The organism is Ruegeria sp. H9 (assembly GCF_056532915.1).
This window is the reverse complement of record NZ_JBQFNX010000002.1, coordinates 1,057,409-1,069,983: the sequence shown is the minus strand read 5'-3', so window position 1 is coordinate 1,069,983 and position 12,575 is coordinate 1,057,409. Positions and strand designations below refer to the sequence as shown.

Annotated in this window: 12 protein-coding genes; 6 read left to right on the top strand and 6 right to left on the bottom strand. The window is 53.0% G+C overall.

What is annotated here, in order from left to right:
• Positions 1 to 7: 7 nt before the first annotated feature.
• The 4 genes from ACR0CZ_RS13865 to ACR0CZ_RS13850 form a co-directional block, all read right to left on the bottom strand.
• On the bottom strand, positions 8 to 1,630 hold the full coding sequence (locus ACR0CZ_RS13865; RefSeq protein ID WP_170396171.1) for a TRAP transporter large permease subunit: 1,623 nt from the start codon (positions 1,628 to 1,630) through the stop codon (positions 8 to 10).
• Positions 1,630 to 2,472 carry a TRAP transporter small permease subunit gene (locus tag ACR0CZ_RS13860; RefSeq protein ID WP_480503398.1) on the bottom strand — a complete coding sequence of 281 codons (843 nt, stop codon included), beginning with the start codon at positions 2,470 to 2,472 and terminating at the stop codon, positions 1,630 to 1,632. The genes ACR0CZ_RS13865 and ACR0CZ_RS13860 overlap by 1 nt, the downstream gene beginning before the upstream one ends.
• Before the next feature lie 16 nt (positions 2,473 to 2,488).
• Positions 2,489 to 3,658 carry a mandelate racemase/muconate lactonizing enzyme family protein gene (locus tag ACR0CZ_RS13855; RefSeq protein ID WP_170396173.1) on the bottom strand — a complete coding sequence of 390 codons (1,170 nt, stop codon included), beginning with the start codon at positions 3,656 to 3,658 and terminating at the stop codon, positions 2,489 to 2,491.
• A gap of 79 nt (positions 3,659 to 3,737) precedes the next feature.
• Positions 3,738 to 4,751 (bottom strand): TRAP transporter substrate-binding protein, encoded by a 1,014-nt coding sequence (locus tag ACR0CZ_RS13850; protein ID WP_170396175.1) that lies wholly within the window; start codon positions 4,749 to 4,751, stop codon positions 3,738 to 3,740.
• A 197-nt stretch (positions 4,752 to 4,948) separates the two neighbouring features.
• Here ACR0CZ_RS13850 and ACR0CZ_RS13845 point away from each other — a divergent pair, with 197 nt between their 5' ends.
• Complete coding sequence (locus ACR0CZ_RS13845) at positions 4,949 to 5,599, top strand: GntR family transcriptional regulator (RefSeq protein WP_170396177.1); 651 nt, start codon at positions 4,949 to 4,951, stop codon at positions 5,597 to 5,599.
• On the opposite strand, the gene denD is transcribed toward ACR0CZ_RS13845, so the two are convergent.
• Entirely contained in the window at positions 5,596 to 6,564 is a 969-nt protein-coding gene (gene denD, locus ACR0CZ_RS13840) for a D-erythronate dehydrogenase (RefSeq protein ID WP_170396179.1), read from the bottom strand. The two genes, ACR0CZ_RS13845 and denD, sit on opposite strands and share 4 nt — an antisense overlap.
• Positions 6,561 to 7,445, bottom strand: coding sequence for an NAD(P)-dependent oxidoreductase (locus ACR0CZ_RS13835; protein ID WP_170396181.1), 885 nt, complete (start codon positions 7,443 to 7,445; stop codon positions 6,561 to 6,563). The genes denD and ACR0CZ_RS13835 overlap by 4 nt, the downstream gene beginning before the upstream one ends.
• A gap of 190 nt (positions 7,446 to 7,635) precedes the next feature.
• Between ACR0CZ_RS13835 and ACR0CZ_RS13830 the strand changes: the two genes are divergently transcribed.
• The 5 genes from ACR0CZ_RS13830 to ACR0CZ_RS13810 are packed head-to-tail and all read left to right on the top strand — an operon-like array spanning position 7,636 to position 12,570.
• Positions 7,636 to 8,394 carry an SDR family oxidoreductase gene (locus ACR0CZ_RS13830; protein WP_170396183.1) on the top strand — a complete coding sequence of 253 codons (759 nt, stop codon included), beginning with the start codon at positions 7,636 to 7,638 and terminating at the stop codon, positions 8,392 to 8,394.
• Positions 8,391 to 10,187: an IlvD/Edd family dehydratase gene (locus ACR0CZ_RS13825; RefSeq protein WP_170396185.1), complete on the top strand. Its 1,797-nt coding sequence runs from the start codon at positions 8,391 to 8,393 to the stop codon at positions 10,185 to 10,187. Before ACR0CZ_RS13830 ends, ACR0CZ_RS13825 begins: the two co-directional genes overlap by 4 nt.
• Positions 10,188 to 10,198: 11 nt before the next feature.
• Positions 10,199 to 11,047: a fumarylacetoacetate hydrolase family protein gene (locus ACR0CZ_RS13820; RefSeq protein WP_170396187.1), complete on the top strand. Its 849-nt coding sequence runs from the start codon at positions 10,199 to 10,201 to the stop codon at positions 11,045 to 11,047.
• Positions 11,040 to 11,963, top strand: coding sequence for a 2-hydroxyacid dehydrogenase (locus tag ACR0CZ_RS13815; protein ID WP_170466283.1), 924 nt, complete (start codon positions 11,040 to 11,042; stop codon positions 11,961 to 11,963). The genes ACR0CZ_RS13820 and ACR0CZ_RS13815 overlap by 8 nt, the downstream gene beginning before the upstream one ends.
• Positions 11,964 to 11,979: 16 nt before the next feature.
• Complete coding sequence (locus ACR0CZ_RS13810) at positions 11,980 to 12,570, top strand: LysE family transporter (RefSeq protein WP_170466286.1); 591 nt, start codon at positions 11,980 to 11,982, stop codon at positions 12,568 to 12,570.
• Positions 12,571 to 12,575: the final 5 nt, after the last annotated feature.

Below are 12,575 nucleotides of genomic sequence, written 5' to 3'. Positions count from 1 at the left end.
TGCAACCTCACAAAAGCAGCGCGATGATACCCGGCCAGATCAGAAGAACGGAAAGCGCCAGCAACTGGATCCCGATGAATGGCAGGAAGCCGCGGAAGATATCCGTCAGGCTGATATGCGGCGGAGCCACTGACTTCAGGTAGAACGCGGCCGGGCCGAAAGGGGGCGAGAGGAAGCTGACCTGCATGTTCATACAGAACACGACGCCGAACCAGATGGCGACATGACTCGGCTCCAACTGGCCAAAGACTCCGATTTCCTCGATAGGAAGGCGCAGGACGATCGGCAGAAAGACCGGAATGATCAACAGTACGATGCCGACCCAATCCATGAATGCGCCCATGAACAGCAAGATCAGCATCATTACCAGAATGACCAACATGGTCGGCAGCTCCTGGCCGACGATCAGGTCGGCCACGTATTGGGGCCCTCCAGCAATGGTATAGGCACCCGCCAGCGCGGCGGCCCCGATCGTAACCCAGATGATGGTGCCTGTGGATTTTAGTGTCCGCATCAAGCTGTCCCAAACCAGCTCGAACGATCCTTCGCCCCTTAGGATGGCGATGATCAGGACTGCGAAGGCGCCCATGCCTGCAGCCTCAGTGATACCTGTGATCCCGCCATAGATCGAGCCGAGCACGACGCCGATTACAACCAGCGGCGCGACGAGACCCTTGCCCATTTCCCAACCGATTTTTGAGCGTTGTCTGCCAAAGACGAAGAAAATCAGCAGAAGGGCGACGATCGTGATGCCGGCAAACCAGGGCAGGTAGTCAGCTGTCCCCAATCGCGCTGGTTCGCCCTGGCTGGCAGCGTTGGAGCCTGACAGCTCGAAAAACGCGGCTCGGATAAACAGAACGGTGGAAAATCCGGCGACGACGATGCTCATGAAGGCACCAAACAGTTTGCGTTTCTCGGCTGGTTCGGGGTCGTTCGGGTCCGGTTCCGGCAGCGGAGCGTGATGAGGATTCAACCGCGTGCGGATGATGATGTACAGGATGATCATCGAGGCCAGCATGAAGCCGGGAATGAAAGACGCGGTGAACAGTGACTTGATCGAGGTTTCGGTGATCAGCCCGTAGATGATCAGAACGATCGAAGGAGGGATCATGGTTCCCAGCGACCCAGAGGCGCAGATGACGCCGATCGCGAGATTCTGATCGTAGCCCAGGCGCAGCATTTGGGGCAGGGCGATAAGGCCCAGCAGGACAACCTCACCGCCGATGATGCCGGACATGGCCGCCATGATCACCGCCATGATCGAGGTCACGATCGCGATGCCGCCGCGTGTTCTGGACAGCCAGACATTCAGCGACGAATACATGTCGCGCGCGATCCCGGACCGCTCTAGCAGCGACGCCATGAAGATAAACAATGGCACGGATATGAGCACGTAGTCCGTTAAGAGCCCGTATATCTTCTGCGCCAGGATATAGAGCGGCCCAGTCCCAGGCCGACCTGTGAGAATCCCGTCGCCGAATGAAAACGGGTTTAAAAGCAGTGTCGGTTCGAACTTGAGCACAAGAACCAGAACCGCAAGCGAAGCCGAGGCCAGACCCAAGGGCATCCCGATCGCCAGAAGCACAATCAGGGCGACCATCAGGATGAGTGAGATTGTTCCAATGTCCATCAGTCTTGTCCCACCGCCCGTTTGATCATTTCAATTTCGTCTTCGTCCGGTTCATCTGTGTGGATTTCCGGTTCTTTGTTCCAATCCGCGACCAGGTTCAAAATTGCTTGCATTGCGACGAGCGTAATCACGATCAGCACCATCGGCTGCAACGTCGCCGGGATCGGCGGATTGAAGGCAGAGCCATAAAGCTCCCATTTGTAGAGCTTGTTGACGAACACCTGTTTGTAGCTGCCGTAGACAAGAAAGAAGGCAAATAGCACGATCAGTATAGTCGAAACCGTATCAAAAACGCGCTGAAGCCAACGTGGAACTGCGTCGTACAGCAGGAATATTCGAATGTGACTGCGTTGCTGCATGGCGTAGTAGCCAGACATCAAAAACACAAAGCTGGCGAACCAGAGTGTCATTTCGTTCGCCCACTCGGTCGGCTTCTCCAGGATATAACGCATGAAGACTTCGTAGAGCATCACGACAGTCATGATTGCGATCATCATCATCGTCACTCGACCTATGAACAGGGCGAAACGGTCCATAACCGTCGAGCCTTCGAACTCCATCGTCGCCGGGCGCACGGTCTTGGTACCAATCACTGCAAGAAACGGTAGAAGGACGAGCGCGGCCATGTCGATGATGTCGACATACCCCCCGAATACGCCAGACAATTCGGGCGTAACGTCGCTGCGCAGATATATTTCAGTTACCTGACTTTTGAGGGACTCAGAGGTGTAAGGCAGCCAGTCCAATAGGAATGCGGGAAGATGCCAAACAAGCCAGCTGGCTGTTGCGACGAAGGCCAACGGTATGAGCCATTCAATTAGTCCGCCTGAGTTCTTGTGCATCGCGTAACCCTCGTCCCTATCCTTCGATCCTGTAGTGATCGATAAAGTCTCGGTCCGGCTCGACACCCAATCCGGGGCCAGTCGGGATCGTGACACGGCCGTTGTTGGCCTTGACTTGATTTTGAATTTCCAGCGGTTCGGTCAGCAGATCGTCCCGAAACTTGTTGTCCGTTGTGTCGAACTCCAGCATCGGCTCCCATGGATGCAAGCCGCCTGGAATTGCGGGCATGGCCGCTAGTAAATGCAGATTAGTTGCGACGGCGATGGCGCTACCCCAGACGTGATTTACGACCGGAGTGAAATGTGCGTGGCATAGAGACAGTACCCTGAGATACTCTGAAACACCGCCCAAAGCACAAACCTCTGGCTGCGCGATATCGATGCCACGGTTTTCAAGAAGATTGCGCCATGCCCAGCGATTGAATACCGCCTCTCCGCCTGAGATGTTTACTTTAAGCGAAGTGCGCAGTTCGCGGTATCCGTCAATGTCTTCTGGCGCGACCGGTTCTTCGAACCAATATGCGTCCAGTTCTTCCAGCGCCCGACCGACAAAGAACGCGTCTGAAGTCGTATAGGCATGGTTTGCATCGACCATAAAAGGAAAGTCGTCACCAACTCCGCGTCTAACTGCTTCGCACAGTTTCACATCAGGCTTCGGGCCAAAGCCCGTTTTCATTTTGGTGGCGGTAAATCCCATTGACTTGATCTTAGCGGCTTCATCCTCAAAACGGCTTGCAAGACTAGAAATCGGTTCATCCCGGAGCATCATGCCGTAGCCGTAGCAAGGAACGCTTGCGCGATGAGCCCCGCCGACAAGCTTATGGAGGGGGAGGCCAGAGATTTTGCCGGTGATGTCCCAAAGTGCGATGTCCACCCCGGACAAAGCCTGTATTGGCATTCCGCTTTGGCCATGGTCTCGCAAAAGATTGTACACCTTGTGCCAGATCACGTCTTTGTCCAAAGGGTCCATGCCAAGGACCATTGGTTGGATAACCTTTTCCACGATGGATTTGTTCGCAATGGCTACGTTTCCGGGACCAAAGCACTCCCCCCAACCGGTTACCCCTTCATCTGTCTGAATCTCGACCAGATGGGTTGTACGCTTGTCATAATACTGTTGCGAGTAGCCCAGAACTTCCGGCATGTCGTACTGCAGTACATGACTTATTATTCTGGTGATTTTCATGAAGTTCTGGATCCCGGCGCCGATCCGGAGAGGCCGCAAGTGCGGCCTTTCCGTGTGTCGTAGTTCGATCGAAGCCTGATTACTGCATTGCGCCCAGGTCACGCAGGAAGTTGATGTGGCTTTCCAAAAGCGCCTGTGCTTCAGGTGTCGTTGCGAACTCCGTCCAACCGACCTGAACGGCCGCGCGATACGCTGCCAGGTCTTCAGGCGACCATTCGTACAACTGAACGCCTTTTGCCTTCAGGTCTTTTGCAGTCTGAGCGTTCTGCACTTCATTGATTGTGGCATTGTGCAATGCCAGGCTATCCATTGCGACTTCCATGATCTTCTTGTGATGCGCGGGCATCGCTTCCCAGACGTCTTTGCGACAAGCTAGGTGATCTGCAGGCATCGAGTGGAAACCGGGATAGTTTGTGTGGCCTGCGATCTCGTACAGACCGAGGCCCACATTGTTCGTCAGGTTCGCAGCATCCGCACCATCAATGATACCGGTTTCCAAAGCCGTGAAGATTTCGTTGAAGTCCATCACGATCGGAGAAGCACCAAGTTCCGCGAACACCTTGGTAGCAAGGCCTGGAGGCGAGCGGAACTTCCAATCTTTGAAGTCTTCCACTTTTGCAATCGGCTTGGTCGAAGACAGCGACTCTGGCCCGGGAATCCACCATCCGATGAATTCCATGTCGTAGCCGTTGTATAGATCATTTACAGCTTCTCTTCCGCCGCCATGAAGAAGCCAAGCCATTTGCTGATATGGGTTCTGATATCCGCCGAGCAGGTCGCCCGCAAACTGGAAGGCCGGGTTTTTACCGGTCTGATAGCCGCCGCCCGTCATGTCGCAATCCAGAATTCCTGTAGCTGCGGCATCGAAGGTTTCAACTGATTTGACCACCGAAGAGGAATAGAACATTTCAACTTCGATTTCGCCGTTCGACATTTCCTGAATGTCTTCAACGAATTTTGCAGCCATCTGGCCTGACAGAGTTTCGGGCGAAAAATGGGTTTGAATTCTAAGCTTCGTTGTTTCAGCCATCGCGAAACCGGCTGCCATTGTCGTGGCTACGGCCGCCAGGGCCGCTGTCTTGACTATTTTCATATTGTCCTCCCAGACGTTGAGCGTGCGCGGTGTGGAAGATCTTGCCGCCTCCTTTGCTGTCGCGCAGGTAAACGTTAAGCCGACGAATCGAATGCAACAAGAAAAAATTGAAATTTCTAAAAATTTCGAGATTCTTGCGATAATTCGAAAATAAGGTTAGGACGCTACTTGGACAAAACTTGAAGGTGCATACTGGAATGAACGACGAAATAGATATTTATCAAGATCTTAAGATGCGCCTGATCTCTAATGGATTCGAGCATGGAGCGAAGGTGCGGGCTGAAGAACTTCGTAAAGTGTATGGCTGTTCTGCGAGCGCCGTTCGTGAAGTCCTTTTTCGTTTGGCCGCTGTTGGTTTGGTGGACTTTCAGGAACAAAAAGGTTTCCGCGTGCCAATGCGATCGCCGCAGAAGCTTATCGAATTGACGCACGTCCGTGTTCTGTTGGAGGCCGAAGGCACCGCAATGTCGATCCGTAATGGCGGGGTGGATTGGGAAGCAAGATTGACGGCCGCACATCACAAACTCAGCCATATCGAAAAACGCATTCACGCCACAGACGACCCGAGCGGCCTTATCGAGATATGGTTTGCCTCGGAAAAGGAATTTCACCAAACACTTATTTCTGCCTGTGGCTCGGAAACTTTAAAACAAATGCATAGCCGAGTTTACGCGCAATTCAGACAGCAGTTGATGGTGGCAGACCGGAACTTTGAATTCATTTCTCAGAACATAAGACACCATGCCGATATACTTGAAGCAGCATTGTCAGGGGATGAGCAGTTAACACGAGAGAAAATTCACGATCATCTGGAACGCCACCTAACTGGAAAGACGATGGGCGACTAAAGCCGAAAATCGTCTTCTAAATACACGCGAATGATTTCGTCGAAGCTTGATTCCGCCTCGAACCCCAACTCCAGAGCGCGATCTGTTTGAAAGTCTCGCGGCCAATTCTTGACTATTCGTTCGATTGTCTCGTCGGGTTCTTGCCTGATTAGGCCAACCGCTTCTTGGCCGGCCACTTTGCGCAGAGCTTCGATTTGTTCGGCGACGGTGCAACTTACGCCAGGCATGTTCAATGCGCGTCTGTCATTCAAAAGCTGCGTGTCCATTGTTGCTGCGTGGGTCAAAAAAGTCGCAGCGGCGCGGGGGCTGGCGTGCCAATGGCGAACGGTTTCGGCAACTGGCAAGACAGCCTCATCCCCATTCAATGGCTCTCGGATTATACCCGAAAAGAAGGACGAAGCGGCAGCGTTGGCTTTGCCCGGGCGCACACACAAAGTGGGCAAGCGCAAGGAAATACCGTCGATATATCCTTTCCTGCTGAAATCCGTGATCATCAATTCAGCGGCCGCTTTCTGCGCTCCGTAACTTGTCAAAGGTGCCGAAAGGAACTCATCGCTTATCTTTTCGGGGAATGGTGACCCGAAAACTGCTATGGACGAGGCAAAAACCAGACGAGGTGTGTACTCGTTTCCTGATGCCTCGTGTTCATCCTTAAGTTCGTTCAGCAGTGCCCACGTTGCCATAAGGTTTACATCCCAACCCAACGCAAAGTCTGTTTCAGCTTGGCCTGAAACGATAGCTGCAAGATGGAAAATGACGTCTGGTCGCTGCTTAGCAAAAGACTTAGCTATGCCTGACGCAGTCAAGTCCCCCACAATTTGACTACCTGCCGCACTGTCGGGCGGGAACGAGAGATCGAACAGTGAGACTTGGGCATCGGCTCCAAAGGTTTCTTGGGTCGACACGCGATGGGCCAGTTTCTGGCCCAGCATTCCTGCGCCGCCTATAATCAGGATCCGCGTCACAGCATTCCGTTCCGTTTTTTGAGTTCTAGATACAAAGCCGAATGATCCAGTTCGGCCCCATCCAATTCGTCTATCAGATATTCGAAACGGTCGCGCACAGATCGGGTGCTAGGTAGCTCAACGCCAAGGCTTCGTGCTTCCTCCAGCGTGTTGTCCAAATCCTTTAGTTGAAACTTAGACAAACCTCCGGGTGCAAAATTTCCATCAGACATGCGTTCGCCATGTTGTTGCAAGATAATACTATCCGCAAAGCCCCCCTTCAGTGCGGCCCTCAACGCGGTGGGGTCCGCACCACCTTGCTGAGCCAGTAGAGTCGCCTCGGCGACTGCCGATATTGTTACAGCGACAATTGTTTGATTGGCCAATTTGCACAATTGACCAGAACCACTTGGGCCAACATGTACAGGCCGGCCCATTGCTGTCAGAACCGGTCGCACGCGCTCCATAACGTCCTGATCGCCACCGACCATGATCGCAAGGGTGCCAGCTTCGGCACCTTTGGTGCCACCGGAAACCGGGGCGTCCAGATGCAGCACCCCCATCGAGGAAAGCTGCGCGGATTGCTCTCTTGCGTGTTCGGGTTTGGCGCTCGACATATCAATCCAGATCATCCCCGGTTTGAGTTGCTCGCGGAAAGCCTCGTCAGCAAGTAGCGCGCCGGTCGCGTATCCATCCGAGAGCATGGTTATTATTACGTCTGCACCCGAAACCGCCAGCGGGGCAGTTTCCACCAATGTCGCGCCTTCTGCTGTCAACGGTTTGGCCTTTTTTAAGCTGCGGTTCCATACAGTGAGCGGAAACTCGGCGCACAAAATATTCCGCGCCATAGGAGCTCCCATCAGGCCGGTTCCCAACAGAGCCACTTTGAACTGCTTGCTCATCATCTACTGTCCTTCCGAAGGTGCGCCACGCATGGTTATGGCCAAACCAAAATCTCTGTCATACGCTAACGGCTCTGTGCCCACATGCCAGAAGTCGTTGCAAATCCGCCAAGGTTTCTTTGCTTCTCGGTTGATCTGTGGGACGACGTAACACTTGTCCAGTCGCCACTTTTGAGGTCGGAATATTTATATGTCAGAAAGACTTAAGGGAAAAAGCGTCCTGGTCACAGCCGCCGCACAGGGGATCGGACTTGCAAGCGCAATTGCAATGGCAAGAGAGGGTGCAAAAGTCTATGCGACGGATATTAGCCCCAAAAAACTAAATTTGATTCGCGGTCAGAATCTCGAAAATCTCGAAATTTTCGAGATGGATGTGACGAATAATGACAGCATTCATCATGGGGTCGCGCGAGCGAAGCCGGACGTTTTGTTCAACTGCGCAGGGTTCGTGCATCACGGAACTATTCTGGATGCAACCGATGAAGAGTGGGATTTCGCCATGGACCTTAATGTGCGCTCAATGGTGCGCACGACAAAGGCTGTATTGCCGGGAATGCTAGAGCGCGGAGGAGGCTCGATAATCAATATGTCTTCCGCACTGGGTTCCATAATCGGTGCGCCAAATCGTTTTGTATATGGAACGACAAAAGCCGCTGTTGTCGGGCTGACGAAATCGGTAGCCGTGGACTTCATAACAAAAGGAATCCGGTGCAATTGCATTTGTCCGGGAACAGTCGACAGTCCCAGTTGGCGTGACCGCGTAGATGCGTTGGGCGAGCAACTGGGCAGCAGAGAAGAGGCCCTTGCACAATTTGTGGCGCGACAGCCTATGGGGCGTGTAGCGAAAGCAGAAGAGATTGCTGCATTGGTCGTCTATCTGGCGAGCGATGAAAGTGCATTCACCACAGGACACACGCACATAATTGACGGGGGTTGGTCAGGCCAATGACAAAAGTATCAAAAAACGATTTGCGATCTCGCAAGTGGTTCATGAATTCTGAGAACCTTGAGATGACTGCATTGTATCTGGAAAGATACCTGAATTACGGATTGACCCGTGAGGAACTGCAATCAGGCAAACCGATCATTGGCATTGCTCAGACCGGCAGTGATTTGAGCCCCTGTAATCGGCATCATATCGAATTGTCCAAACGTGTTCGCGATGGAATCATCGCCGCCGGGGGAACGTGCATCGAAATACCGGTCCACCCGATACAAGAGACAGGTAAACGGCCAACGGCGTCACTCGACCGCAACCTGGCTTATCTGTCCTTGGTTGAGAGTCTATTCGGGTATCCGATTGACGGCGTTGTTCTGAACATTGGTTGCGACAAGACCACGCCCGCGCTTCTTATGGCCGCTGCGACCGTCAACATCCCAGCGATCGCCCTGTCGGTCGGTCCCATGCTCAACGGCTGGTGGAAAGGTGAGCGCGCCGGATCGGGAACGGTTATTTGGAAAGCGCGCGAAGACCTTGCGGCTGACGAAATCGACACCGATGAGTTCATGGAAATCGCAGCCGCCGCAGCACCTTCGGTGGGTTATTGCAATACGATGGGAACAGCAACGACCATGAATTCGCTTGCTGAGGCCTTGGGTATGCAATTGCCCGGATCAGCAGCCATTCCAGCCCCGTATAGAGAGCGCGGTCAAATCAGTTATGAAACGGGTAAACGCATTGTGGACATGGTCTGGGAGGATCTACGCCCCAGCGATGTGATGACACGTCAGGCTTTTGAGAATGCGATTGTTATCAACTCTGCGATTGGTGGATCGACGAATGCGCCGATCCACCTGAATGCAATCGCTCGGCATCTTGGTGTTCCGTTGACCAACGATGACTGGCAGAAACTTGGCCACGACGTTCCACTGTTGGTTAACATGCAGCCTGCGGGTGAGTATCTGGGCGAAGATTACCAACAGGCCGGAGGTGTACCCGCCGTTGTCGGAGAGCTTCTTGATGCTGGATTGCTGCCGCATCCCGATGCGATAACGGTGAACGGCAAGACAATGGGCGACAATTGCTCGGCACGCCGGTCTCAGAATAGCGACGTAATCAAGCCCGTCAGTAACCCGGTTAAGCAACAGGCGGGGTTCATCAATCTCTCAGGCAACCTGTTCGAGAGTGCGATTATGAAAACATCTGTGATCTCACAGGCATTTCGAGAGACCTACCTGTCGAACCCGGATGATCCGGATGCATTTGAGGGCAGGGCGGTTGTGTTTGATGGGCCTGAGGACTTTCACCATCGGATTGATGATCCTGCAGAAAACATCGACGCAAACTGTATTCTGATTATGCGCGGAGCGGGACCAAAAGGATACCCTGGTGCTGCTGAGGTCGTGAACATGCGGCCGCCCTCATATTTGTTGAAACAGGGCATCGAAGCCCTTCCTTGCATCGGTGATGGACGGCAATCCGGTACATCAGGAAGTCCGTCTATCCTGAATGCCTCACCCGAAGCTGCAGAGGGTGGTGGATTGGCTTTGGTGCGAAATGGTGACCGACTGCGCATCGATCTTGGCAAAGGCACAGCAGATATGCTGGTTTCGCTCGAAGAACTGCATCAACGCGCCCGCGATCTGGAGGCAAAGGGTGGTTATTCAACCCCGCCCAACCAATCCCCGTGGCAGGAATTATTCCGCGAAAAAGTAGATCGGTTGGATCGCGGTATGACGCTCAAGGGTGCAGAAAACTACCGCGATATCGCGCGAGGCTTCATGCCACGCGATAACCACTAAAAGGAACAGAAATGAAACTTGTTCGTTACGGAGCCAAGGGCTCGGAAAAGCCAGCCCTGGTCGACTCTGAGGGTCAATTGCGGGATCTGTCCGCTCATATCAATGATATCACGGGGGATATGTTGGATGACGGAACGCTTGATAACCTGCGGTCATTGGATCCGAACAACCTGCCAATTGTAAAGGGTGACCCTCGTATCGCTCCGTGTGTCGGTGACATCGGCAAATTTCTTTGCATCGGTTTGAACTACTCGGACCATGCTGCAGAAACCGGCGCAGATATTCCCGAGCATCCGATACTTTTTTTCAAGGCGAACTCGGCTGTCATTGGTGCTTATGACGATGTTGTTATGCCGCGGGGGTCTACACATACCGACTGGGAATGCGAACTGGGGGTCGTCATTGGTAAGACAGCCAAATATGTTTCCAAGGCCGACGCACTCGAATATGTTGCGGGCTATTGCATTGTAAACGACGTGTCGGAAAGGCATTTTCAAACGCAACTGACAGGTCAATGGACCAAAGGAAAATCCTGCGACACTTTTGGCCCTACCGGCCCGTGGCTAGTGACCCGGGATGAGGTGCCGGATCCTCAGAGTCTTGGTATGTCTCTGGATGTAAACGGTCAGCGCATGCAAACCGGGAATACTGCCACGATGATCTTTTCCGTTGCCGAGATCATTGAGCATCTAAGCCAACTTTTTACACTGCACCCCGGTGACGTCATTTCAACCGGAACACCGCCCGGTGTTGGAATGGGGATCAAACCGGAACCAGTTTATCTGAAAAAGGGCGACGTCATGGAGCTTCGTATCGATGGGCTTGGTGTTCAGCGGCAAAAGGTTGGCCAAGATGACTGAATTGTTGCAAATCGGAGGGATCACTGAACGGATGCGAGAACGCCTGTCCTCAGTGTTCAATATTCAACAATTGGACGATTTCAACGCGGAAAGTATTACGCATATCGTAACGAACGGGCATGATGGCGTTCCGCATGACCTAATGATTTCACTCAGTAATTTGAAGGTAATCAGCGTCAATGGAGTCGGCTACGACGCCGTCGACGCAAGTGCTGCGGCTGAGCGAGGAATTGTTGTGACTCACACGCCCAATGTGTTGAACAAAGAAGTCGCAACCACCGCCGTTCTGCTGTTGCTGTCTTGTTATCGAGAGCTCACACGTGACGATAATTACGTTCGGTCCGGACGGTGGGAAGTTGAAGGTAATGCCCCTTTGACGCGATCAGCGGACAATCAAAAAATAGGCATTCTTGGTCTTGGTCGCATTGGTCAGGCGATTGTTGATAAGTTGGAGCCGTGGGCACCCGAAATCTCATATCACACCCGCAAACAAAAGGATGTCCCGTACCGATATTTCGACAATTTGGTTGAAATGGCAGAGCATGTGGACGTCCTCATATGCATCACGCCCGGCGGCCCGTCGACCAATAGGCTGGTCAACGCTGAGGTGTTGCGCGCGTTGGGGGCAGGCGGCACTCTGATAAACGTTAGTCGAGGTTCAGTTGTCGACGAAACTGCCTTAATTAGTGCATTGCAAAACGGTGAGCTCGGGTGGGCAGGGCTTGATGTCTTCGAGGACGAACCGCGCGTTCCAAAAGCATTGCGCGAGTTGTCCAATGTCGTTCTGCTCCCTCACGCTGGTAGCGCGACTTTTGAGACGCGTGCAGCAATGGGTGACCTGACTGTCGACAATCTGCTGCAACACCATAAGGACGGATCGGTGATCACAGCTGTGCCGGAATGCAGAGATCTGTAATAGGCCAATCTGAAAAGTGTTTGAGTTTGCTGTCGCGGTTTTCTTTCTACTGATTACGCCGGGCCCGGGTGTTCTAACAACCGCGGGTATTGGATCAGCTTTTGGTTTTCGAGCTGGACTCGCCTTTGTGGCTGGTCTGATGCTGGGCGGGTTCATCAACATGATGTTAGTTGTCTCTGGAGTCGCTGCGGTTGCTTTGGCTGTACCGGTGCTTAGAACTTTGTTGCTATTCGCCTCTGTCGGGTATTTGGTATTTCTCGCCTGGCGTATTGCCAGCGCCGGCTCAAAGGTCGGATTTTCTCCTGCGGTTTCGCCGCTTGGTTTTGCGAACGGTCTGACACTTCAGTTCATCAATCCCAAGGCTTACGTGGTCGGCACAGCATTGTTTTCAGGGTTTGCCTTTTTGCCCGATGCGCCCGTTTGGGAGGTCGTCATAAAAATCGTAGTATTCAATATGATTTGGGTGCCAGTGCACATAATCTGGCTGGGTGCTGGCGCAAAGCTGGGTAGCCTTGATTTAAGCGAGAGATCGCATCAAAGGATCAATATTGCGATGGCCGCTTCATTAATGGTGGTTGTGGTGATTGCCTTGGGGTCGGCGCTATGAACGAT

What these genes read in the sequence shown, in the direction of transcription:
- ACR0CZ_RS13865 (WP_170396171.1), bottom strand. Translation starts at nt 1,630, where the DNA reads ATGGACATTGGAACAATCTCACTCATCCTGATGGTCGCCCTGATTGTG.
- ACR0CZ_RS13860 (WP_480503398.1), bottom strand. Translation starts at nt 2,472, where the DNA reads ATGCACAAGAACTCAGGCGGACTAATTGAATGGCTCATACCGTTGGCC.
- ACR0CZ_RS13855 (WP_170396173.1), bottom strand. Translation starts at nt 3,658, where the DNA reads ATGAAAATCACCAGAATAATAAGTCATGTACTGCAGTACGACATGCCG.
- ACR0CZ_RS13850 (WP_170396175.1), bottom strand. Translation starts at nt 4,751, where the DNA reads ATGAAAATAGTCAAGACAGCGGCCCTGGCGGCCGTAGCCACGACAATG.
- ACR0CZ_RS13845 (WP_170396177.1), top strand. Translation starts at nt 4,949, where the DNA reads ATGAACGACGAAATAGATATTTATCAAGATCTTAAGATGCGCCTGATC.
- ACR0CZ_RS13835 (WP_170396181.1), bottom strand. Translation starts at nt 7,445, where the DNA reads ATGAGCAAGCAGTTCAAAGTGGCTCTGTTGGGAACCGGCCTGATGGGA.
- ACR0CZ_RS13830 (WP_170396183.1), top strand. Translation starts at nt 7,636, where the DNA reads ATGTCAGAAAGACTTAAGGGAAAAAGCGTCCTGGTCACAGCCGCCGCA.
- ACR0CZ_RS13825 (WP_170396185.1), top strand. Translation starts at nt 8,391, where the DNA reads ATGACAAAAGTATCAAAAAACGATTTGCGATCTCGCAAGTGGTTCATG.
- ACR0CZ_RS13820 (WP_170396187.1), top strand. Translation starts at nt 10,199, where the DNA reads ATGAAACTTGTTCGTTACGGAGCCAAGGGCTCGGAAAAGCCAGCCCTG.
- ACR0CZ_RS13815 (WP_170466283.1), top strand. Translation starts at nt 11,040, where the DNA reads ATGACTGAATTGTTGCAAATCGGAGGGATCACTGAACGGATGCGAGAA.